The sequence below is a fragment of the Variovorax sp. ISS6 genome (genome assembly GCF_056523145.1).
Window position 1 is genome coordinate 2,947,057 of record NZ_JAWRZC010000001.1, and the last position, 22,684, is coordinate 2,969,740.

Sequence of the window (22,684 nt, forward strand, 5' to 3'; positions counted from 1 at the left end):
GGGCCTGCTCTGTCTTCGGGCGACGGCTTACTTGTCGCTGTTGTCCAGCTTGGCGCGCAGCAGGGCGCCCAGGCTCGTCGTGCCCGCGTTCTCGCGTGCCGACTGCTGGCTCAGGCTGGCCATGGCGCCTTGCTCGTCGACCATGTCCTTCTGCTTGATCGACAGCTGGATGTTGCGGGTCTTGCGATCCACGTTCACGACGATGGCCGTGACTTCGTCGCCTTCCTTGAGCACGTTGCGGGCATCTTCGACGCGGTCGCGCGAGATTTCCGAAGCACGCAGGTAGCCGATGATGTCTTCGCCCAGGTCGATCTCGGCGCCGCGGGCGTCGACCGTCTTGACCTTGCCGGTCACGATCTGGCCCTTGTCATTCACCGTGGTGAAGGTGGTGAACGGGTCGCTGTCGAGCTGCTTGATGCCCAGCGAGATGCGCTCGCGGTCCACGTCGACGGCCAGCACGATCGCTTCGACTTCCTGGCCCTTCTTGTAGTTGCGAACGGCGGTTTCGCCGGCTTCGTTCCACGAGAGGTCGGACAGGTGAACCAGGCCGTCGATGCCGGCAGCCAGGCCCACGAACACGCCGAAGTCGGTGATCGACTTGATCGGGCCCTTGACGCGGTCGCCACGCTTCGTGTTCTGAGCGAACTCTTGCCACGGGTTGGCCTTGCACTGCTTCATGCCCAGGCTGATGCGGCGCTTGTCTTCGTCGATCTCGAGGACCATGACTTCGACTTCGTCGCCCAGCGAGACGATCTTGTTCGGAGCGATGTTCTTGTTGGTCCAGTCCATTTCCGAGACGTGCACCAGGCCTTCGATGCCGGGTTCGAGCTCGACGAACGCGCCGTAGTCGGCAATGTTCGTGACCTTGCCGAACAGGCGGGTCGATTGCGGGTAGCGGCGCGAAACGCCCATCCACGGGTCGTCGCCCATCTGCTTGAGACCCAGCGAGACACGGTTCTTCTCGGTGTCGAACTTGAGGATCTTGGCGGTGATTTCCTGGCCGGCCTGAACGACTTCGCTCGGGTGGCGGACGCGGCGCCATGCCATGTCGGTGATGTGCAGCAGGCCGTCGATGCCGCCGAGGTCCACGAACGCACCGTATTCGGTGATGTTCTTGACCACGCCGCGGACCACAGCGCCTTCCTTCAGGGTTTCCATCAGCTTGGCGCGTTCTTCGCCCATGCTGGCTTCGACCACGGCACGGCGCGACAGCACGACGTTGTTGCGCTTGCGGTCGAGCTTGATGACCTTGAATTCGAGGGTCTTGTTCTCGTACGGGGTCAGGTCCTTGATCGGACGCGTGTCGATCAGCGAACCCGGCAGGAACGCGCGGATGCCGTTGACGAGCACCGTGAGGCCGCCCTTGACCTTGCCGCTGGTGGTGCCGGTGACGAAGTCGCCCGATTCCAGCGCCTTCTCGAGGGCCAGCCACGAAGCGAGGCGCTTGGCGGTGTCGCGCGAGAGGATGGTGTCGCCGTAGCCGTTTTCAACGCTGCCGATGGCAACGGAAACGAAATCGCCGGCCTGGACTTCGAGTTCGCCCTTGTCGTTCTTGAACTCTTCGATCGGCACATACGCTTCGGACTTCAGACCGGCGTTGACGACGACGTGGTTGTGTTCGACACGCACGACTTCGGCCGTGATGACCTCGCCGGTGCGCATTTCGGAACGCTTCAGGGACTCTTCGAATAGGTCGGCAAAAGATTCAGACATTTATGGTTCCTTCCGTCAGGCAGGGTTGGCAGGCGCTCTTGCGACATTGCGTGCGACTGCACTGGATCTGGAGACGGCGGTTGGTTGTGGGCGGAAGCCCGGTTGGTTGAACAACCAGAAGGCCGGTGCGCTGTCGCGCGAAGGGAGCCTTCTGGAGCGGTAGGCGCCCCCCGGAACCCCGGTGGGCGCGAGCCTTTCAAGCGGACTCGAAAGGCTGCACTTGTCGCCACCAGTCCAATACCGTGTCGATCGATTGCTCGATCGAGAGCTGGGAGTTGTCGAGGTGGCGCGCGTCCTGCGCCGGCTTCAAGGGGGCGACGCTGCGGGACGAGTCCCTGGCGTCGCGCGCCTCCAGGTCGGAGCGAAGACTGTCGAGTGTAGTCGAAATACCCTTTGAAATCAACTGCTTATGGCGCCGCTCGGCGCGCTGGGCGGCGCTCGCGGTCAGGAACACCTTGAGCGCGGCGTCGGGGAAGATCACCGTGCCCATGTCGCGGCCGTCGGCCACCAGGCCCGGCAGCTGGCGGAAGCGCTGCTGCAGGCCCAGCAGGGCCTCGCGCACGGCCGGCAGCGTGGAGACGCGCGAGGCGTCCATGCCGGCGGCCTCGGAGCGGATGTCCTCGCTGACGTCCTCGCCGTCCAGCAGCACCTTGCCCTCGACGAACTGCAGCGGCAGGGCGGCGGCCAGCGCGGCGATCCGCGCCTCGTGCGCGGCGTCGGCGCTCAGGCCGGCACGGCGCATGGCCAGACCGGTCACGCGGTAGAGCGAGCCCGAGTCGAGGTAGTGGTAGCCCAGCAGGCGCGCCACTTCGGAGGCCAGCGTGCCCTTGCCCGAGGCGGTCGGGCCGTCGATGCTGATCACCGGGATGTCGGCGGCCGTGGAGACCGAGAACAGGGTCTCGAAGTAGTCGGGGAAGGTCTTGGCGACGCAGTGCGGCTCGAGGATGCGCACCGGCACCCGCGCCGGGTTGAAGGCGGCGAGCGAGAAGCACATGGCGACCCGGTGGTCGTCGTAGGTGCGGATGCTCGCGGGCCGCCAGCCGGCCGGCGCCAGCGGATGCACGCGGATGAAGTCGGGCCCGGCCTCGACCGTGGCGCCGAGCTTGCGCAGCTCGTTGGCCATGGCGTCGATGCGGTCGGTTTCCTTGACGCGCCAGCTCGCGATGTTGCGCAGGGTGCTGGGGCCGTCGGCGTAGAGCGCCATCACGGCCAAGGTCATCGCCGCGTCGGGGATGTGGTTGGCGTCGAGGTCGATGGCCTTGAGCGGCCAGGCCCCGCGGCGCACCGCGAGCCAGTTCGGGCCGCTGTCGACCTCGGCGCCCATCTGGCGCGCGGCGTCGACGAAACGGATGTCGCCCTGGATCGAATCGGCGCCCACGCCCTCGATCCGGATGCCGTCGGGCCCGGACGCGGCCGTTGCGATGGCGCCCAGCGCGATGAAATAGCTGGCGGACGAGGCGTCGGCCTCGACATGGATGTCGCCCGGCGAGCGGTAGCTGCTGCCGGCGGGAATCGTGAAGCGCTCCCAGCCGTCGCGCCGCACCGCGATGCCGAAGCGCGCCAGCAGGTTCAGCGTGATCTCGATGTAGGGCTTGGAGATCAGCTCGCCGACGACCTCGATCGTGATGTCGCTCGCCGCTGCGAGGGGCAGCGCGAGCAACAGGGCGGTGAGGAACTGGCTCGAGACGTCGCCGCGCACGCGGATCGGGGCGTCGAGCACCAGCTCGCCGTGCGGCACCGGATGGATGCGAAGCGGCGGGTAGCCGGGATTGCCGAGGTAGTCGATGCGGCAGCCCAGCTGGGTGAGGGCGTCGACCAGGTCGCCGATCGGGCGCTCGTGCATGCGCGGCACGCCGCGCAGCTCGAATTCGCCGCCCAGCAGCGACAGTGCCGCGGTCAGCGGCCGCATCGCGGTGCCGGCGTTGCCGAGGAACAGCGACAGCAGCTCGGTGTTGCCGATCGCCCGGCCGCCGATGCCGGTGATGCGCACCTGATTGCCGGCGGGCTCGACGCCGCAGCCCAGCGCGCGCAGCGCATCGAGCATGACGCGCGTGTCGTCCGAATCGAGCACGTCGTGCAGGGTGGTGGTGCCGCTCGCGAGCGCGGCCAGCAGCAGCACCCGGTTCGAGATGCTCTTGGAGCCGGGCAGCTGCACCGTGCCCGAGGCGCCGGTCAGCGCGGGGAGATCGAGGAAGGCCGAGGCGTACATCTCAAGCGTCCTGCTGCGAATCGGGCGACGACGAGGCGCCGGGCTGCCAGGCGGCCCGAACCCGGCGGGCGCGCGCGATCGACTGCTCGAGGGCCTGCGATTCGCCCTCGGCCATGGCGTTTTCCATCTCGAGCAGCGCGGCGCGGAAGGCGCGCGACTGCGCCAGCACCTGCTCGCGGTTGGCCAGCAGCACGTCGCGCCACATCACGGGGTCGCTCGCGGCGATGCGCGAGAAGTCGCGAAAGCCCGGGCCCGCGAGGCCCAGGAAGCGATCGCCCTGCGGCTGGCCGGCGAGGCCGTTGACGTAGGCGAAGGCCAGCAGGTGCGGCAGGTGGCTCACGGCGGCGAAGGCGCCGTCGTGCTCCTCGTGGGTCATGGTGAGCACGTTGGCGCCGATGCCGCTCCAGACCTGCGAGGCGCGCTGCACGTTGGAGCGCAGCGTGGACTTGATCGGGGTGAGCACCACTTGCCGGCCGGTGAACAGCGAGGCCTCGGCATGCTCGATGCCCGAGACTTCCTTGCCCGCGATCGGGTGCGCCGGCACGAAGTTGCCGAGCTGCCCCTGCAGGCCACGGCGCGCGGCTTCGATGACGTCGCCCTTGGTGGAGCCGACGTCCATCACCAGCGCGTCGCTGCCGATGCCGTGGCGGATCGCCTTGAAGGTGGCTTCCGAGGCCGCCACCGGCACGGCCAGCAGCACGATGTCGGCGCCCGACACCGCCAGCAGCGCCGAGGGCGCGGCGACGTCGATCACGCCGAGCTGCCGGGCCTTCTCGGTGGTGGAGGGCGACTTGCTGTAGCCCACCACCCGTTTCACCAGCCTGGCGCGCTTCAGCGCCAGCGCGAAGGAGCCGCCCATCAGGCCGCAGCCGATCAATCCCAGTTGCTCGAACATGTGCTTGCTTGCGACGGACTCAGGCCTTGACGGGGTAGGCGCCGAGCACCTTGTAGAACGCGCAGAGACCGCGCAGCTCGGCCAGCGCCGCGGCCACGTTGGGCTGCGAGGGATGGCCGTCGAGGTCGATGTAGAAGTAGTACTCCCACTGCCCGGTGCGCGCGGGGCGCGACTCGAAGCGGGTCATCGACACGTTGTTGACCTTGAGCGGCACCAGCAGGTCGTGCACCGCGCCCGGCCGGTTGGGCACCGACACGATCAGGCTGGTGCAGTCGCGGCCCGAGGCGGGCGGCATCGCGAGCGTCTGCGGCAGGCAGATCACCGAGAAGCGGGTGCGGTTGTAGGAGTCGTCCTGGATCGCGTGGGCCACGATGTGCAGCCCGAAGCGCGTGGCCGCGCGTTCGCCGGCCAGCGCCGCGAAGGCCGGGTTGCCGGCCGCGAGGCGTGCGCCCTCGGCATTGCTCGACACGGCGCGGCGCTCGGCATGCGGCAGGTGCTTGGTCAGCCAGCCCTGGCACTGGGCCAGCGCCTGCGGATGGGCCAGCACGGCTTCGACGCCCTCGAGCGAATTGCTGCTGCGCAGCAGGTGGTGGCGCACCAGCAGGCTGACCTCGCCGACCACATGCGTGGGCGAGTGCAGGAACAGGTCGAGCGAGCGCGTGACCACGCCCTCGGTCGAATTCTCGACGCCGACCACGCCGTACTGTGCGCTGCCGGCGGCGGTGGCGTGGAAGACCTCGTCGAAGCTGGCGCAGTAGATCAGGTCGGCGGCGCCGCCGAAGTACTCGATGGCGGCCTGCTCGCAGAAGGTGCCCTCGGGGCCGAGCACCGCCACGCGCTGCGGCGACTCGAGCGCCAGGCAGGCCGACATGATCTCGCGCCAGATCGCCGCCACGTGCAGGTCCTTGAGCGGACCGCCGTTGCTCTGCTGCATCTTGTCGATGACATGGGCCACCCGGTCGGGGCGGAAGAACGGCGTGCCTTCGCGTTTCTTCACTTCGCCGACCAGCTCCGCCACGTGGGCCCGCTCGTTGAGCAGGCGCAGCAGTTGCTGGTCGAGCGAATCGATCTGCACGCGCAGATCGGCGAGGCTTTCGGAATGGTCGGGGGAGGAGGGCGGGGTAGGAGCTGGGGCGGTCATCGGTGAGGTGCGCGCGCGTCTAGGCGTGCGACCGCTCGAATTCTCGCATGTAGCTCACCAGGGCCTGCACGCCTTCCAGGGGCATGGCGTTGTAGAGGCTGGCGCGCATGCCGCCCACCGACTTGTGGCCTTTGAGCTGCAGCAGTCCCGCTGCGCGGGCGCCCGACAGGAAGGCCTCGTTGCGGGCTTCGTCGCGCAGGAAGAACGGGATGTTCATGCGCGAGCGGCAGCCCGGGTCGATCTTGTTCAGGTAGTAGGACGACGCATCAATGAAGTCGTACAGCAGCTTCGCCTTGGCGATATTGCGCTGCTCCATCGCGGCCACGCCCGTCAGCGCGCCTTCGGTCTGCTCGCGCAGCCACTGGAACGTGAGCCCCGCCATGTAGATGCCCCAGGTCGGCGGGGTGTTGTACATGGACTGGTTGTCGGCCACGGTTTTGTAGTTGAACGCACTCGGGCAGATCTCGAGCGCATGGCCCAGCAGGTCGTCGCGCACGACGACGATCGTGAGGCCGGCCGGACCGAGGTTCTTCTGCGCGCCGCCGAAAGCCAGGCCGACACGGCTCCAGTCGACGCCGCGCGAGGCGACGTGGGAGGAGAAGTCGATCACCAGCGGCGCCTTGCTGCCGAGGGCGGCGAGGTCGGGCAGCTCGTGGAACTCGATGCCGTTGATGGTCTCGTTGCTGCACAGGTGCACGTACGAGGCGTCGCCGGACAGCTGCCAGCCCGCGGGATCGGGCAGGCGCGTGTGCTGGTCGTCGGCGTTGCTCGCGGCCACGCGCGCGTTGCAGTAGCGCTGCGCTTCCTTGTGCGACTTGACGCTCCAGCTGCCGGTGACCACGAAGTCGACCGTGCCGCCGCGCGACAGGTTCAGCGGGACGATGGCGTTCTCGCCGAGGCCGCCGCCCTGCATGAACAGGATCCGGAAGTTGGCGGGTACCGCCAGCAGCGCGCGCAGGTCGGCTTCGGCCTGCGCATAGATCTCGCCGAACTCCTTGCCGCGATGGCTCATCTCCATCACGCTCATGCCGCTGCCGTGCCAGTCGAGCATCTCGGCGGCGGCGCGTTGCAGCACCGCCTCGGGCATGGCGGCGGGGCCCGCGGAGAAGTTGTAGGGGCGCGGGCGGGCCGGTTCTTGCAGGGTGTGCGGGGCGTTCACGTCACTTCTTGGCGGGAGCCTTGGCCGGTGCCTTGGCGGGGGCGGCCGGCGCTTCGGTCGGGGCGCCCAGTGCCTTGGCGACGCTGGTGTCGAGGGCCTGCATCTTCGGCTCGATGGTGGCGCGGGTCTCGGCCACCAGCTTTTCCGTCAGCGCGGTCTGCATCTTGGGGTTCAGGTCCTGGTACTTCTTGCTCAGCGGCGAGTTGATCCAGGCCAGCAGCTGCTTGAGCTCGTCTTCGGTGAAGGACTGCTCGAGCAGCGGGCTCAGCGTGGCCGGGGCCAGCTGCACGGCCTTGTCGCGCACGATCGGATAGGCATCGTCGTAGTACTTCTTGAGCTCGGCATCGGCGGCCTTGGCGGCGGCTTCGCGCTTGGCCTCGGGCACCTGGGTCTGCAGGTACTGCGAACCGGCCTGCGCGATCGGGGCGCTCGACTGCTCGACCAGGCCGCGGGCCAGGGCTTCGATGCCGGGGCGCTGCAGGTCGAGGAACTGCTTGATGAGCGTGGCCTTGTCCTGGGCCAGGGCGCCCATCGAACTGCCGGCCAGGGCGACGGTCAGGAGTGCGAGCTTGATTTGTTTTTTCACTGAGGATTCTCCGTTGAAGATGTGGAAGTGTCGTCTGCGCCGGGCTCGGGTTCGCCATTGGCATCGTTTTCGACGATACGTTGCAGCCCGCTGAGTTTGGCACCTTCGTCGAGCCCGATCAGCGTAACGCCTTGCGTCGCGCGACCCAGTTCACGAATCTCGGCGACCCGGGTGCGCACCAGCACGCCCTTGTCGGTGATGAGCATGATCTCATCGTCCGAATGCACGAGTGTGGCGGCAACGACCTTGCCGTTTCGCTCACTCTGTTGAATAGCGATCATGCCTTTGGTTCCACGGCCATGGCGCGTGTATTCGGTAATGCTTGTTCGCTTTCCGTAACCATTTTCCGTGGCCGTGAGCACGCTCTGCTGCTCGTCCTCGGCCACCAGCATGGCGATCACGCCCTGGCCTTCCTCGAGCATCATGCCGCGCACGCCGCGCGCGTTGCGGCCCATCGGGCGCACGTCGTTCTCGTCGAAGCGCACCGCCTTGCCGCCGTCGCTGAACAGCATCACGTCGTGCTTGCCGTCGGTGAGGGCGGCGCCGATCAGGTAGTCGCCGGCATCGAGGTCGACCGCGATGATGCCGGCCTTGCGCGGATTGCTGAACTCGTCGAGCGCGGTCTTCTTGACCGTGCCCATCGAGGTCGACATGAACACGTACTGGTCGGCGGGGAAGTTGCGCTTCTCGCCCGTGAGCGGCAGCGCGACGTTGATCTTCTCGCCCTCGGCCAGCGGGAACATGTTGACGATCGGGCGGCCGCGCGAGCCGCGCGAGCCCGCGGGCACCTCCCACACCTTGAGCCAGTAGAGCCGGCCGCGGTTCGAGAAGCACAGGATGTAGTCGTGCGTGTTCGCGATGAAGAGCTGGTCGATCCAGTCGTCTTCCTTGGTGGTGGTGGCCTGCTTGCCGCGGCCGCCGCGTTTCTGCGCCCGGTATTCGCCGAGCGGCTGGCTCTTGATGTAGCCGCTGTGCGAGAGCGTCACCACCATGTCGGTGGGCGTGATCAGGTCCTCGGTGGAGAGGTCGAAGGCGCGGTGCTCGACGAGGCTGCGGCGCGCGCCGATCTTCGACTGACCGAACTCCTGCTTGAGCGCGCCGAGCTCGTCGCCGATGATGGTCGAGACGCGCTCGGGCTTGGCCAGGATGTCGAGCAGGTCGTCGATCTCGGCCATGACTTCCTTGTACTCGGCGACGATCTTGTCCTGCTCCAGGCCGGTCAGGCGCTGCAGGCGCATCTGCAGGATTTCCTGGGCCTGCGTCTCGGAGAGGCGGTAGAGGCCGTCGTTGCCCATGCCGAACTCGCGTTCGAGGCCTTCGGGGCGGTAATCGTCGGCGCTGATCGTGCCGCCGTCGGCGCGCGTGCGGGTGAGCATCTCGCGCACCAGCTTGCTGTCCCAGCTGCGCGCCATCAGCTCGGCCTTGGCGACCGGCGGGGTCGGGGCGTTGCGGATGATGGCGATGAAGTCGTCGATGTTCGCCAGCGCCACCGCCAGGCCTTCGAGCACGTGGCCGCGGTCGCGGGCCTTGCGCAGGTTGAAGACCGTGCGGCGCGTCACCACTTCGCGGCGGTGCTGCAGGAAGACCTCGATCAGGTCCTTGAGGTTGCACAGCTTCGGCTGGCCGTCGACCAGCGCCACCATGTTGATGCCGAAGGTGTCCTGCAGCTGGGTCTGCTTGTAGAGGTTGTTGAGCACCACCTCGGGCACTTCGCCGCGCTTGAGCTCGATGACGAGGCGCATGCCTGACTTGTCGGACTCGTCCTGGATGTGGCTGATGCCCTCGATCTTCTTCTCGTGGACCAGCTCGGCCATGCGCTCCTGCAGCGTCTTCTTGTTGACCTGGTAGGGGAGCTCGTCGACGATGATTGCCTGGCGCTGGCCGCGGTCGATGTCCTCGAAATGGCACTTGGCGCGCATCACGACCTTGCCGCGGCCGGTGCGGTAGCCGTCCTTCACGCCGTTGATGCCGTAGATGATGCCGGCCGTGGGGAAATCGGGCGCCGGCACGATCTCCATCAGCTCGTCGATGCTGGCCTGCGGGTTGCGCAGCAGGTGCAGGCAGGCGTCCACCACTTCGTTGAGGTTGTGGGGCGGAATATTGGTGGCCATGCCGACCGCAATACCGCCGGAGCCATTGACCAGCAAATTCGGCAGCCGGCTCGGCAGCACGGCCGGTTCTTTTTCGGAGCCGTCGTAATTGTCCTGGAAATCGATCGTTTCCTTGTCGATATCGGCCAGCATTTCATGCGCGATTTTGGCCAGCCGGATTTCCGTATACCGCATTGCGGCCGCGTTGTCGCCATCCACGGACCCGAAGTTGCCCTGGCCGTCGACCAGCATGTGGCGCATCGAGAAGTCCTGGGCCAGCCGCACGATCGTGTCGTAGACCGACTGGTCGCCGTGCGGGTGGTACTTGCCGATCACGTCGCCGACGATACGGGCCGACTTCTTGTACGGCCGGTTCCAGTCGTTGTTGAGCTCGTGCATCGCGTAGAGCACGCGGCGATGCACGGGCTTGAGGCCGTCTCTCGCGTCGGGGAGGGCGCGGCCCACGATCACGCTCATGGCGTAATCGAGATAACTGCGGCGCATTTCCTCTTCGAGACTGATGGGCAGGGTTTCTTTGGCGAAGGACGTCATTGAGCGAGAGGCTGGCGGCAGGAAGGCGAAATTTTACGCTGCGAAGGGTGTCGCACCGCCGCAACACAAGGGCTCTATTCCGCCTCCGTCCTACGCTTCGTGGCCGCCGTGCGGCCTGTTTGCCAAAGACCCTATGGCACAATCGCCTCAACGTTTTGGGTGGTGGTCACTTAAAGCGTCCTTGATTCGCAGCGCGGCTGCGGCTTTTTCCCCAAGAGGAGAACCATGAAGAAACTGAATAAAGTGGCGATGATGTTTGCAGTCGCTGCGCTCGCCACTGCCGCCGGCGCGCAGACCCGTGTCACCGCTGCGAATGGCGGTCCTACGATCGACAACTGGCAAAACGGCACCGGCGAACTGGTTTGGAAGAACGGCACGAACGAACTGTGCTGGCGCGATGCCAACTGGACGCCCGCCACGGCTGCTGCCGGTTGCGACGGCGCTCTGGTTCCCCCGGCTGCTGCGGTTCCCCCGGCTCCTGGCGTGGTTCCGCCGCCCGCCGCTCCCGCTCAACCCCCGGCTGTCGCCGCTTCGAAGGTGACCTTCGCTGCCGACGCGTTCTTCGACTTCGACAAGTCGGTGCTGAAGCCTGAAGGCCGCGCGAAGCTGACCGACCTGGTCGAGAAGATCCGTGGCGTGAACCTCGAAGTGATCATCGCCGTCGGCCACACCGACTCGATCGGTTCGGACGCCTACAACCAGCGTCTGTCGGTGCGTCGCGCCGAAGCCGTCAAGGCCTTCCTGGTCTCGAAGGGCATCGAACGCAACCGCGTCTACACCGAAGGCAAGGGCGAGAAGCAGCCTGTGGCTGACAACCGCACCAAGGAAGGCCGCGCCAAGAACCGTCGCGTGGAAATCGAAGTGGTCGGCACCCGCGCCAACTGATAGCTCGATTCCATCGACCCTAAAACCCCGCCTCGGCGGGGTTTTTTTATGCCTGAATCAATGCAGGCTGAAAGTTTTCAAGCCGGCCCTTTCGTCATGGGCTGGTCATCGTCCGTTTCATAATCCGTCATATGACAGAAAACGTGAATGCCGATCCGGCCGAACTCGCCAAATTTTCGGAACTGGCCCACAAGTGGTGGGATATGGAAGGCGAATTTCGCCCTTTGCACGAAATCAATCCTTTGCGCCTGGAATGGATTGAAGGTATTGCGCCGATTTCCCAGCGGCGCGTGGTGGATATAGGCTGCGGCGGCGGAATTCTTTCGGATTCGATGGCCCGCAAGGGCGCGGACGTGCTCGGTGCCGACCTCGCGGGCAAGGCCCTGAAGGTGGCGCAGCTGCACGCCCTCGAGGCCGGCACGCGCGGCGTGAAGTACCGCGAGGTCAGCGCCGAGGCGCTCGCCGCCGAGCAGCCCGGCAGCTTCGATGTCGTCACCTGCATGGAGATGCTCGAGCACGTGCCGGATCCGGCATCGGTCATCCGGGCCTGCGCCACGCTGGTCAAGCCCGGTGGCTGGGTCTTTTTCTCGACCATCAACCGCAACCTCAAGTCCTTCATGCTCGCGATCGTCGGTGCCGAGTACGTGATGGGCATGCTGCCGCGCGGCACCCACGAGTACGCGAAGCTGATCCGTCCCAGCGAGCTGGCGGCCTATTGCCGCGCCGCCGGCCTCGACCTGCGGCACACGCGCGGCCTCGAGCACAACCCGATCACGCGGCGCTACTGGCTCAGTGCCGATACCAGCGTCAACTACATGATCGCCACGCAGAAGCCTGCGGAAGTCCAGGCATGAAGGGCTTGCCGACCCGTGCCGTGCTGTTCGACCTCGACGGCACGCTGATCGACAGCGCCCCCGACCTGGGGGCCGCAGCGGACCAGATGCGCACCGCCCGCGGGCTGCCCTCCTATCCGCTCGAGCGCTACCGCCCCATGGCGGGCGCGGGCGCGCGCGGCATGCTCGGCGTGGCCTTCGGCATCACGCCCGATGCGCCGGAGTTCGATGCGCTGCGCGAGGAGTTCTTCGTGACCTACGAGCGCTGCATGTTCAACACTCAGGCCTTCGATGGCGTCGCGCCGCTGATCGAGGCGCTGGTCGCGCGCGGGCTGCGCTGGGGCGTGGTCACGAACAAGTCGAAGCGCTTCGCCGAGCCGCTCACGCAGGCGATGCCGCTGTTCGCGAGCGCGGGCGCGGTGGTGAGCGGCGACACCACGCCGTACGCCAAGCCGCATCCCGAGCCGCTGCACGAGGCGGCCCGGCGGTTGGGTGTGCCCTCCGAGCATTGCATCTACGTCGGCGACGACGAGCGCGACATCGTCGCGGGCCGCGCGGCGGGCATGCGGACCGTGGCCGCGGCCTACGGCTACATGGGCGCGCAGGCCGATGCGACCCGCTGGGAAGCCGATGCCTTGATAACTTCTCCGGGCGAGCTCTTGAAACTGCTGGATAGCGCCTAAAATACGCCCCCTTGGGGCTGCACTGGTTTCGACGCGGGTTCGGAGTCGCAGCGGGGCATGTCGAGCTGAATGCGCTCGTAAAACAGATTCAAACAAACTAACTGCAAACGACGAACGTTTCGCACTCGCTGCTTAATTGCCAGTGAGCCTTGCAACAGCAGGCCGATGGGCTGGGCAAGGGGGTTCTGAGCAATCAGTGCCTCCCGGCTGCAAGGATAATTACATCGGCTGGCTTCGATCCGGGTACCTTGGGTCGGGGCAAGAAAATAGGGTGCTGGCGTCCGGTGTAGCGTGCGACTGCGCGACTCCGGAAGCGAGACTTAAATCAGATCGCTAAACATGTAGAACTGCGCGATGAAGGCTTGCGGACGGGGGTTCAAATCCCCCCAGCTCCACCACATTGCCTAAGGCTGGCTCGGACCGATCCGGGCTTGGCGACCCGGGAGGCACTCCCGGGTCGGCCGCACGGCCAAGACCCCCTCTCCATGGATCAGGCACGCGTTTCATCTGCGTGAAGCGCGTGTTCGTGCGTGAAAAGAGCGATGGGAGAGCGGCAAGGCCACATGCCTGGTCTCGACGGCGCCGAGCCCAGGTGGCCGTCGGCCAGGGGCGTTATCGCGCCAGTCGGTCGCCGTCGCTGCCCGGCTTGGGCATCGGGCCGTTCGGCCCGCGTTCGGCGCGGATGGCGGACATGACGGCTACCAGCATCGCCCCGACGGCGACACCGGCCAGGAAGACCGACAGAACGAAGGATGGATCGGAGAACTGCATGGTCAGAACGCCGATTTGTACACCCAAAGGTCGCACTTGACGCCGCGAGTCCGGAAGGTCGCGGCATTGTCTTACATGCGGCGGTCCCTCGGAGTTGAGCCCCTCCAGGACAACCCGCCCCCGGCTCTTTTCGCTACCGCGCAGGGCTATATTCGGCGGGCGCCGGCGTTCCACGATTCCGCGCGTTTCCCTCGCATCTTCCTGAAAAGGCTGCCCGTGCCCGACTCCCTGACTTCGGTTCTGACGAGCTACTACGACGAGGTGCCCTATGACTCGCACCCGTTCCCGCAGACGGCGGTGGAGCACCTGGAAGCCACGGCATTTCTCTTCGGCCTCGAAACGCCCGCGCCCGCTCGCGCGCGCGTGCTCGAACTGGGCTGCGCGGCCGGCAACAACCTGATCCCCTTCGCCGAGCGCCACCCCGGCGCGCGCGCGCTCGGCCTCGACCTGTCGTCGGTGCAGATCGCGCAGGGCGTGCAGGCGATCGAGCGACTGGGCCTGTCGAACGTCGAGGTGAAGACCTTCGATATCGCCGAGGTCGATGCCTCGCTCGGCCAGTTCGACTACATCGTCTGCCACGGCGTCTACAGCTGGGTGCCGGGGCCGGTGCAGGACGCGATCCTGCGCGTGTGCGCCGAGAACCTCGCGCCGAACGGCGTGGCCTACGTGAGCTACAACGTGTACCCGGGCTGGAAGGCGCGCGAGATCGTGCGTGACGCGATGATCCTGCGCGGCGGCCCGCGCGACACGCCCGAGGAAAAGCTGTCCTATGCCCGCGGGATGATCGAGTTCCTCGCGCAGTCGGCGCGTCCCGACAGCGTGCTCAAGAAGACGCTCGACGAAACCGCGCCGATCGTGCGCGATGGTGCCACCTCGTACCTGCTGCACGAATTCCTCGAGCCCTGCAATGCGCCGTGCTACTTCAAGGAGTTCGTCGCGCGCGCCGAGAGCCATGGCCTGGCTTACCTGGCCGAGGCCGAGCCATCGACGATGTTCGTGCAGAACTACGGCACGCAGGTGCGAGACCCGCTGCTGCGCGAATGCGGCGGCAGCCAGGTGCTGATGGAGCAGTACCTCGATTTCCTGGTCAACCGCACCTTCCGCCAGACGCTGCTGGTGAAGCAGGGCCAGGCGCGCCACATCCGCTACCGGCTCGACGCCACGCGCATTCGCGGCCTGCTGTTCGCGGGCGTGTTCCATGGCGACGACGGCGCGCCGCTCACGCTCGACACGCGCGAGCAGAGCTGCACCGCGATTCGCAACGTGAAGGTCACGCTGCGCCAGCCCGTGCACAAGGCGGTCGCGCATGCGCTCGACAGCCACTACCCGCTCGCGCTGAGCGCCGAGGCGCTGGTCGCCTGCGTGTTGCCGCTGCTGAACCAGTCGCGCGAGGCGGTCGAGCCCGCGGTGATGGCGATGCTCGAGGAGATGCTGATCCTCGGTGCGCTGCGCATCCGCCGCACGCCGGTGCCCTCGGTGGCGCAGGTGCCTGCACGGCCGCAGGCCGCGGCCTCGGTGCGCAACGCGCCGGGCCTGGCGCCGGGCCAGGCCCCGTCGGTCGCGGTCTGCAACGGCTGGCACGAGACGGTGGCGCTGTCGCTGCTCGAGCGCGCGTTGCTGCCGCTGCTCGACGGCACCCGTTCGCACGAGGCGCTGGTCGAACACCTCGAGGCCGAAGTGCGCGCCGACCGGCTGCGCTTCGTGCGCAATGACGAACGGATGACCGATCCCGAGGCGCTGAGCGCCTTCGCCCGCGAGCAGGTGGCGCTGGCGCTGCGCGACCTGCGGCGCAAGGCGCTGCTCGCCGGCTGAACCTCGCACCACACACACAACCTCCGCAACCAACGACATCTCAAGAGGAGACTTCCAGATGCAACAACTTCCCTCGACCCCGAAGCTGCGCGCGGCGATCGCCGCCGTGCTCGCGCTGGCCGCTGGCGCGTCGCAGGCCGCTTCGCAGGCGCCCGTCGCGGCCGAACACGGCATGGTGGTGAGCGCCCAGCACCTCGCTTCCAAGGTCGGCGTCGACGTGCTCCAGCGCGGCGGCAATGCCGTCGACGCGGCCGTGGCCGTGGGCTACGCGCTCGCTGTGGTCTATCCGGCCGCGGGCAACCTCGGCGGTGGCGGATTCATGACGGTGCAGCTGGCCGACGGCCGCAAGACCTTCCTCGACTTCCGCGAGAAGGCGCCGCTGGCCGCCACGGCCAACATGTACCTCGACAAGGACGGCAACGTCATCAAGGGCCTGAGCACCAACGGCCACCTGGCCGTCGGCGTGCCGGGCACGGTGTCGGGCATGGAATACGCGCGCGAGAAGTACGGCACGATGAAGCGCGCCGACCTGATCGCGCCCTCGATCCAGCTCGCCGAGAAGGGCTTCGCGCTCGACCAGGGCGACATCGACATGCTCTGGACCTCGACCGCCGACTTCCAGAAGGACCCGGTCTCCGGCGCGATCTTCCTGAACAAGGGCCAGCCCTTCCAGGTCGGCCAGAAGCTGGTGCAGAAGGACCTGGGCAAGACGCTGCGCGCCATCAGCCAGAACGGTCCCGACGGCTTCTACAAGGGCTGGGTGGGCCAGGCCATCGTGGCCTCGAGCCAGGCCGGCAAGGGCATCATCACGCAGGCCGACCTCGACCAGTACAAGACGCGCGAACTGCCGCCGGTCGAATGCGACTACCGCGGCTACCGCGTGATCTCGGCGCCGCCGCCGAGCTCGGGCGGCGTGATCATCTGCGAGATGCTCAACATCCTCGAGGGCTATCCGCTCAAGGACCTGGGCTTCCGCTCGGCGCAGTCGGTGCACTACCAGATCGAGGCCATGCGCCATGCCTACGTCGACCGCAACAGCTACCTGGGCGACCCCGACTTCGTGAAGAACCCGCTCGAGCGCCTGCTCGACAAGGGCTATGCCGAGAAGATCCGCGCCGCCATCGACCCGAAGAAGGCCGGCGTCTCCAAGGACATCAAGCCCGGCGTCGCGCCGCACGAGGGCAGCAACACCACCCACTACTCGATCACCGACCAGTGGGGCAACGCGGTCTCGGTCACCTACACGCTCAACGACTGGTTCGGCGCCAAGGTCACGGCCGCCAAGACCGGTGTGCTGCTCAACAACGAGATGGACGACTTCACCTCGAAGGTCGGCGTGCCCAACCTCTACGGCCTGGTGCAGGGCGAGGCCAACAAGATCGAGCCGGGCAAGCGCCCGCTGAGCTCGATGAGCCCGACCATCGTCTCGAAGGACGGCAAGCCGGTGTTCGTGGTCGGCACGCCGGGCGGCAGCCGCATCATCACGGCCGTGCTGCACACCATCCTCAACGTGGTCGACTACGGCATGAACGTGCAGGAAGCGGTCGATGCGCCGCGCTTCCACCAGCAATGGCTGCCCGACGTCACCAACGTCGAGACCTTCGCGCTGAGCCCCGACACCCGCAAGATCCTGACCGACATGGGCCACAACCTCGGCGTGCCGCAGCCGGCCAACCACCTGGCCGCGATCATCGTGGGCGCGCCCACCCTGGGCGGCAAGCCGGTGGGCAACAACCGCTTCTACGGCGCCAACGATCCGCGCCGCAACACCGGGCTGGCCGCGGGCTATTGAGCGCCGCGAGGAGGGCGCCGGACTGGTCCGCGCCTTCTGAGACACTCCAGGGCGGCCGCGTGCGAAGCGCGGCCGCCTTTTCTTTTCGCCATGCAACTGCAAGACATCCTCTATTCCCAGGGCTTCGGCACGCGGCGCGTGTGCGCGGGCCTGGTTCAACAGGGCCTCGTGACCATCGCCGGCGCGGTGGTCGACGATCCCGCCACCGATCTGGACGCGGAAGGCCTGCAGTTCACCGTACAGGGCACCGCCTGGGCCTACCACGAGAAGGGCTACCTGATGCTGCACAAGCCGGCCGGCACCGAGTGCTCGCAGAAGCCCTCGACCTATCCGAGCATCTACACGCTGCTGCCGTCTCCGCTGCGGCTGCGGCCCAACAAGGGCGCGGTGCAGGGCGTGCAGGCCATCGGCCGGCTCGACCAGGACACGACCGGACTGCTGCTCCTGACCGACGACGGCCAGTTCATCCACAAGATGGGTTCGCCCAAGCACCACGTGCCCAAGGTCTACGAAGTGACGGCCAAGCACCCGGTCGACGACAAGCAGATCGCCCGCCTGCTGGCCGGCGTGGTGCTCGACGACGATCCGAAGCCGGTGCGCGCGGCCGCCTGCGAGTCCGACAGCCCGCTGCACCTGCGGCTCACGCTGACCGAGGGCAAGTACCACCAGGTCAAGCGCATGCTGGCCGCGGTGGGCAACCGCGTCGAGGCGCTGCACCGCTCGCGCATCGGCACGGTGGCGCTGCCCGCGGACCTCGCGCCCGGCCAATGGCGCTGGCTGGCGGCGGACGAGGTCGCCGCCTTGCGCGCGCCCGCGAAATAACTGTCAACCATCCACCTTTTCGGTGGCTGGCGGTCAGCCAGTCGTCGGTTCGGATCGTTAACATTCGAAGCCCCTTTTCCGGAACTTCCCTTGCGTTTTCCTTCCCGCTCGACCGGTCGCGCCGCGGCCCTGCTGTCCGCCTGCCTGCTCGGCGCGATCGCCTTCCTGGCCCCGGCCGCCGCCTCCGCGGCCCCGCCGGAACCCCCGCCGATCTTCGTGCTCAACTCGCTCGACGCCAGCGTCAGCGTGATCAACCCGGTCGACTGGACCGAGAAGCAACGCATCGCGACCGGCAAGGAGCCGCACCACATCTACATGACGCCCGACGAGAAGTCGGTCATCGTGGCGAATTCGGCCGGCGACTCGCTGACTTTCCTGAACCCGCGCACTGCCGAGGTCCAGCGCGTGGTCTACGGGATCATCGATCCCTACCAGCTGCAGTTCTCGCGCGACATGAAGTGGTTCGTGACCGCGGCCAACCGGCTCAATCACGTCGACGTCTACCGCTGGGACGGCAAGGACCTCAAGCTCGCCAAGCGCATCGTCACCGGCAAGACGCCCAGCCACATCTGGATCGACAACACCAGCACCATCGCCTACGTGACGATGCAGGACAGCGACGAGCTGATCGCCGTCGACCTGCCGACGCAGACCATCCGCTGGCGCGTGGCCACCGGCCCGATGCCGGCCGACATCTACGGCGTGCACAACGACAAGACCCTGCTCGTGGGCCTGACCGGCAGCGACGGCGTGCAGGTGTTCGACGTGGCGGGGCCGCAGCCGAAGCTGGTGGGCAAGATCCCGACCGGCAAGGGCGCGCATGCATTCCGCTCGGCCGGCGACGGCAAGAGCGTGTTCGTGAGCAACCGGGTGGCCAACTCCATCAGCCGCATCGATCTCGCCACGCTCAAGGTCGGCGACACCTACCCGGTACCCGGCGGCCCCGACTGCATGGACGTGTCGGCCGACGGCAAGACCCTCTACGTGACCTCGCGCTGGGCCAAGAAGCTCAGCGTGGTCGACCTCGCCAGCCGCAAGGTGGTGCGGCAGGTCAATGTCGGCCGCTCGCCGCACGGCGTCTGGACGCTCGACCATGCGAAGCGGATCTAGCCCGCGCCGGCGCGCGGTGGCGGCGCTCGCCGCGCTGCTGGCCGCCGCGGTGGCGATCCCCGCCGGGGCCCAGGGTGCCGCGGCGAGTTGCGAGAAACCCGTCTACCTGACCTTCGATACCGGCCACATGGGCATCGCGCCGCTGGTGGCCGAGGTGCTCAAGCGCCAGCAGGTGCACGTCACCTTCTTTGCCGCCGCCGAGCGCACGCAGACCGAGGGCGACAGCCTCGACAACCACTGGGCCGCCTGGTGGAAGGCGAGGGCGGCCGAGGGCCACGAGTTCGGCTCGCACACCTACGACCATGTCTACTGGCGCGCCGACCTCAAGGGCGTGACGCCGAGCTTCCGTGTCAAGCCCTCGGCGGGCGCGCTGGCCGGGCGCGAATTCACCTGGAGCGCGGCCGAGTACTGCGCCAACATCCGCAAGGCCTCCGAGCGGCTCGAGCTGATCACCGGCAAGAAGCCGCTGCCGCTGTACCGCGCACCCGGCGGCAAGACCTCGCCCAAGCTGCTGGCCGCCGCGCGCGACTGCGGCTATGCGCACGTGGGCTGGGCGCCCGCGGGCTTCCTCGGCGACGAGCTGCCGAGCGAGAAGTTCAGCAACGAGAAGCTGCTCACGCAGGCGCTCGACACCATCCGCCCCGGCGACATCCTGCTCGCCCACCTGGGCATCTGGTCGCGCAAGGATCCGTGGGCGCCTGCCAACCTCGAGCCGCTGATCGTCGGCCTGAAGGCCAAGGGCTTCTGCTTCCAGACGCTGCGCCAGCATCCCGACTACCGCGCCTGGATCGCATCGCACCCCTGAGGCGGTTTCCGTGATCGACTGGCTGACGGATTTCTTTTCCTCGCTGCAGGGCTGGTTCTTCGAAACCGTCGTGCAGCCCTTCGTCTATGCGATCGGCCTCGGCGGCTGGACCGAGGACGCCTTCGATGCCACCGGCTGGCTGCTGGTCGGCCTGATCCAGATCGTGGTGCTGGTCGCGCTGATCGGCCCGCTGCAGCGCTGGCGCGCCGTGGAACCGGTGACCGACCGGCGCGCGATCCGCATCGACGTGCTCTACACGCTGATCCACCGGCTGGGCCTGTTCCGGCTCGCGATGTTCTTCACGCTGCAGCCGGTGTTCGACGAGCTCATGGGCAGCCTGCGCGCGGCCGGCTGGGGCACCTTGCATCTCGACGAGCTCTGGCCCGGCGTGACCGATGTGCCGGTGGTCGCGTTCGCGATCTACCTGGTGGTGCTCGATTTCGTCGGCTACTGGATCCACCGCGGCCAGCACCAGTTCAACTGGTGGTGGGGGCTGCACTCGCTGCACCACTCGCAGCGCCAGATGACCATGTGGAGCGACGACCGCAACCACCTGCTCGACGACGTCCTGCACGACACGCTGATCGTGATCGTGGCGCAGCTGATCGGCGTGGCACCCGGCCAGTTCATCGCCTTCGTCGCGTTCACCCAGCTCAGCGAGAGCCTGCAGCACGCCAACCTGCGCCTGAGCTTCGGCGCCCTCGGCGAGCGGCTGTGGATCAGCCCGCGCTTCCACCGGCTGCACCACAGCATCGGGCTGGGCCACGAATCGAACGGCAAGAGCACGCTCGGCGGCCACAACTTCGGCGTGCTGCTGCCCTGGTGGGACATGCTGTTCGGGACTGCCAACTTCGAGAACCGCTACGACCCGACCGGCGTGCGCGACCAGGTCGAGCCCGATGCGGCCGGCAAGGTGCGCGACTACGGCCAGGGTTTCTGGGCCCAGCAGTGGCTGGGGCTCAAGCGCATGGTCGGCCGCGGTTGAGCGCGGCGGCTTCTCTCCAACTGCCCCACCTTCGCGCGGCGCGCGCGCGAACCGGCGAATCGCCCGGCCGCCGGCTCTGGCTTCACGGCCGCGCGGGGCGCGCCGGGTTATCCTCCGGCCCGATGCGCCTGCTCCTCGACTCCTTCTGGCGCGCGGTGGCCTATTGCATGCTGCCGCGCGTGATCGTGCTGTCGTTGCTGCCGCTGGGCCTGATGGTGCTGCTGGCCGCCGTCTTCGGCTATTTCTACTGGGATGCCGCGGTCGCCTGGACGCGCGGCGCGCTCGAGTCCTGGCCGCTGCTGGCCAGCTTCTGGAGCTGGATCGGGCGGCTGTTCTCGGGCGACGTCACCTCGATGCTCGCGCCGCTGGTGGTGGTGTTCGCCGCCACGCCGCTGATCGTGGTGCTGGCGCTCGTCATCGTGGCCGGCTTCATGGCGCCCGCGCTCACGCGGCTGGTGGCCGAGCGCCGCTTTCCCTCGCTCGAGCGCAAGAAGGGCGCTTCCTTCTTCGGCAGCGTCGCGCGTTCCATCGGCCTGACCGTGCTGGCGCTGCTCGCGCTGGTGGTCTCGATGCCGCTGTGGCTGATCCCGCCGCTGGTGCTGATCCTGCCGCCGCTGATCTGGGGCTGGCTCACCTACCGCGTGATGAGCTTCGATGCGCTGGCCGAGCATGCCAGCGCCGAGGAGCGCGCCACCTTGCTGCGCGCGCACCGGCTGCCGCTGCTGTGCATCGGCGTGCTCTGTGGCTACCTGGGCGCGGCGCCGAGCATCGTCTGGGCCTCGGGCCTGCTGTTCGCGGCCGCCTTCTTCGTGCTGGTGCCGCTCGCGATCTGGATCTACACCCTGGTCTTCGCCTTTTCGGCCCTGTGGTTCGGCCACTACTGCCTCGATGCGCTCGCGCAGCTGCGCGGCCAGCGCGCGGCCGCCGCGGCGGCCGCCATTCCGGGCGACGCCGCCGCCATCGAGGCCGACCAGGCCGTTCTCTCCCAATGGAAATCCCCATGACCCGTGAATTCGGCCTGATCGTCGTCGGCGACGAGATCCTTTCGGGCAAGCGCCTCGACAAGCACATGCCCAAGGTGATCGAGCTGCTCGCGGCGCGCGGCCTGCAGCTGGGCTGGGCCGAGTACGTGGGCGACGTGCCCGAGCGCATCACCGCCGCGCTGGCGCGTGCCTTCGCCTCGGGCGACATCGTCTTCTCGACCGGCGGCATCGGCGCCACGCCCGACGACCACACCCGCCAGTGCGCCGCCAAGGCGCTGGGCGTGCCGCTGGCGCTGCATCCCGAAGCCGAGCTGCTGATCCGCGAGCGCATGCAGGACACGGCGCGCGAGCAGGGCGTGGCCTACGAGCCCGACCGGCCCGACAACATCCACCGGCTCAACATGGGCGTGTTTCCCGAGGGCGCCCGGATCATCGCCAACCCCTACAACAAAATCCCCGGCTTCAGCGTGGGTGACGTCCATTTCGTGCCCGGTTTCCCGGTCATGGCCTGGCCGATGATCGAGTCGGTGCTCGACGGGCTTTATGCCGATCTTTTCGTCCAGAGCCGGGTCATGGAGAAGTCCGTGATCGTTTTCGGTGCCATGGAGGCCACCCTCACGCCCCTGATGCAGGCGATCGAGGAACGCCATGCGCGCATCAAGGTTTTCAGCCTGCCGAGCGTCGATCACCCCCAGTACGGCCGTCATATCGAGCTCGGCGTCAAGGGCGATCCGGACCTGCTCGACGCGGCCTACGGCCAGCTCATCGAAGGCCTGCACACTTTTAATGCACAACTTGGCCCAGAATTGGTGCGTTGATTTCGATGGCACCAATTTGGTGAATTCGATCGCGTTCCAG

19 protein-coding genes and 1 other RNA gene are annotated in these 22,684 nt (G+C 67.5%); 12 read left to right on the forward strand and 8 right to left on the reverse strand.

Going from position 1 to position 22,684, the window contains the following annotated elements; genetic code table 11:
* Positions 1 to 27 precede the first annotated feature (27 nt).
* The 7 genes from rpsA to gyrA form a co-directional block, all read right to left on the reverse strand.
* The gene (rpsA, locus tag AC1HIL_RS13430) at positions 28 to 1,713 is read right to left on the reverse strand and encodes a 30S ribosomal protein S1 (RefSeq protein ID WP_057589605.1); all 1,686 of its coding nucleotides are present in this window, start codon (positions 1,711 to 1,713) and stop codon (positions 28 to 30) included.
* A gap of 196 nt (positions 1,714 to 1,909) precedes the next feature.
* A complete protein-coding gene (locus tag AC1HIL_RS13435; protein ID WP_479671967.1) occupies positions 1,910 to 3,922 on the reverse strand; it encodes a bifunctional 3-phosphoshikimate 1-carboxyvinyltransferase/cytidylate kinase in 2,013 nt (670 codons plus the stop codon).
* 1 nt (position 3,923) lies between these two features.
* A complete protein-coding gene (locus AC1HIL_RS13440) occupies positions 3,924 to 4,817 on the reverse strand; it encodes a prephenate dehydrogenase (protein WP_057589607.1) in 894 nt (297 codons plus the stop codon).
* A 19-nt stretch (positions 4,818 to 4,836) separates the two neighbouring features.
* Positions 4,837 to 5,958 carry a prephenate dehydratase gene (pheA, locus tag AC1HIL_RS13445; RefSeq protein WP_057589608.1) on the reverse strand — a complete coding sequence of 374 codons (1,122 nt, stop codon included), beginning with the start codon at positions 5,956 to 5,958 and terminating at the stop codon, positions 4,837 to 4,839.
* Positions 5,959 to 5,977: 19 nt separating this feature from the next.
* Entirely contained in the window at positions 5,978 to 7,117 is a 1,140-nt protein-coding gene (gene serC / locus AC1HIL_RS13450; protein WP_479671968.1) for a 3-phosphoserine/phosphohydroxythreonine transaminase, read from the reverse strand.
* Position 7,118: 1 nt separating this feature from the next.
* Positions 7,119 to 7,703, reverse strand: a complete 585-nt coding sequence (locus tag AC1HIL_RS13455) for a DUF2059 domain-containing protein (RefSeq protein WP_261210215.1) — start codon at positions 7,701 to 7,703, stop codon at positions 7,119 to 7,121.
* Positions 7,700 to 10,345: a DNA gyrase subunit A gene (gene gyrA, locus AC1HIL_RS13460; protein WP_479671969.1), complete on the reverse strand. Its 2,646-nt coding sequence runs from the start codon at positions 10,343 to 10,345 to the stop codon at positions 7,700 to 7,702. The genes AC1HIL_RS13455 and gyrA overlap by 4 nt, the downstream gene beginning before the upstream one ends.
* 225 nt (positions 10,346 to 10,570) lie before the next feature.
* Between gyrA and ompA the strand changes: the two genes are divergently transcribed.
* From ompA to ssrA, 4 genes are all read left to right on the forward strand, one after another.
* Positions 10,571 to 11,230: an outer membrane protein OmpA gene (gene ompA, locus AC1HIL_RS13465; RefSeq protein WP_057589611.1), complete on the forward strand. Its 660-nt coding sequence runs from the start codon at positions 10,571 to 10,573 to the stop codon at positions 11,228 to 11,230.
* 131 nt (positions 11,231 to 11,361) lie between these two features.
* Complete coding sequence (ubiG, locus tag AC1HIL_RS13470; protein ID WP_261210224.1) at positions 11,362 to 12,084, forward strand: bifunctional 2-polyprenyl-6-hydroxyphenol methylase/3-demethylubiquinol 3-O-methyltransferase UbiG; 723 nt, start codon at positions 11,362 to 11,364, stop codon at positions 12,082 to 12,084.
* Positions 12,081 to 12,746 (forward strand): HAD-IA family hydrolase, encoded by a 666-nt coding sequence (locus AC1HIL_RS13475; RefSeq protein ID WP_296737575.1) that lies wholly within the window; start codon positions 12,081 to 12,083, stop codon positions 12,744 to 12,746. Before ubiG ends, AC1HIL_RS13475 begins: the two co-directional genes overlap by 4 nt.
* 13 nt (positions 12,747 to 12,759) lie before the next feature.
* Positions 12,760 to 13,144, forward strand: a transfer-messenger RNA (tmRNA) gene (ssrA, locus tag AC1HIL_RS13480).
* A gap of 214 nt (positions 13,145 to 13,358) precedes the next feature.
* Here the strand turns inward: ssrA and AC1HIL_RS13485 are convergent.
* Complete coding sequence (locus AC1HIL_RS13485) at positions 13,359 to 13,517, reverse strand: hypothetical protein (RefSeq protein ID WP_172705375.1); 159 nt, start codon at positions 13,515 to 13,517, stop codon at positions 13,359 to 13,361.
* Positions 13,518 to 13,733: 216 nt separating this feature from the next.
* Between AC1HIL_RS13485 and AC1HIL_RS13490 the strand changes: the two genes are divergently transcribed.
* From AC1HIL_RS13490 to AC1HIL_RS13525, 8 genes are all read left to right on the forward strand, one after another.
* Positions 13,734 to 15,329 (forward strand): class I SAM-dependent methyltransferase, encoded by a 1,596-nt coding sequence (locus tag AC1HIL_RS13490; protein ID WP_479671970.1) that lies wholly within the window; start codon positions 13,734 to 13,736, stop codon positions 15,327 to 15,329.
* A 58-nt stretch (positions 15,330 to 15,387) separates the two neighbouring features.
* A complete protein-coding gene (ggt, locus tag AC1HIL_RS13495; protein WP_261210230.1) occupies positions 15,388 to 17,121 on the forward strand; it encodes a gamma-glutamyltransferase in 1,734 nt (577 codons plus the stop codon).
* A 90-nt stretch (positions 17,122 to 17,211) separates the two neighbouring features.
* Positions 17,212 to 17,943 carry a pseudouridine synthase gene (locus AC1HIL_RS13500; RefSeq protein ID WP_479671971.1) on the forward strand — a complete coding sequence of 244 codons (732 nt, stop codon included), beginning with the start codon at positions 17,212 to 17,214 and terminating at the stop codon, positions 17,941 to 17,943.
* Between the two features lie 90 nt (positions 17,944 to 18,033).
* Positions 18,034 to 19,053 (forward strand): YncE family protein, encoded by a 1,020-nt coding sequence (locus AC1HIL_RS13505; protein WP_057589616.1) that lies wholly within the window; start codon positions 18,034 to 18,036, stop codon positions 19,051 to 19,053.
* Positions 19,037 to 19,858 (forward strand): polysaccharide deacetylase family protein, encoded by an 822-nt coding sequence (locus AC1HIL_RS13510; RefSeq protein WP_261210236.1) that lies wholly within the window; start codon positions 19,037 to 19,039, stop codon positions 19,856 to 19,858. The genes AC1HIL_RS13505 and AC1HIL_RS13510 overlap by 17 nt, the downstream gene beginning before the upstream one ends.
* 10 nt (positions 19,859 to 19,868) lie before the next feature.
* Entirely contained in the window at positions 19,869 to 20,843 is a 975-nt protein-coding gene (locus AC1HIL_RS13515; RefSeq protein ID WP_479672759.1) for a sterol desaturase family protein, read from the forward strand.
* Positions 20,844 to 20,965: 122 nt separating this feature from the next.
* Positions 20,966 to 21,847, forward strand: a complete 882-nt coding sequence (locus AC1HIL_RS13520) for an EI24 domain-containing protein (protein WP_057589619.1) — start codon at positions 20,966 to 20,968, stop codon at positions 21,845 to 21,847.
* A complete protein-coding gene (locus AC1HIL_RS13525; protein ID WP_422097702.1) occupies positions 21,844 to 22,644 on the forward strand; it encodes a competence/damage-inducible protein A in 801 nt (266 codons plus the stop codon). Before AC1HIL_RS13520 ends, AC1HIL_RS13525 begins: the two co-directional genes overlap by 4 nt.
* The last annotated feature ends 40 nt before the right edge of the window (positions 22,645 to 22,684 follow it).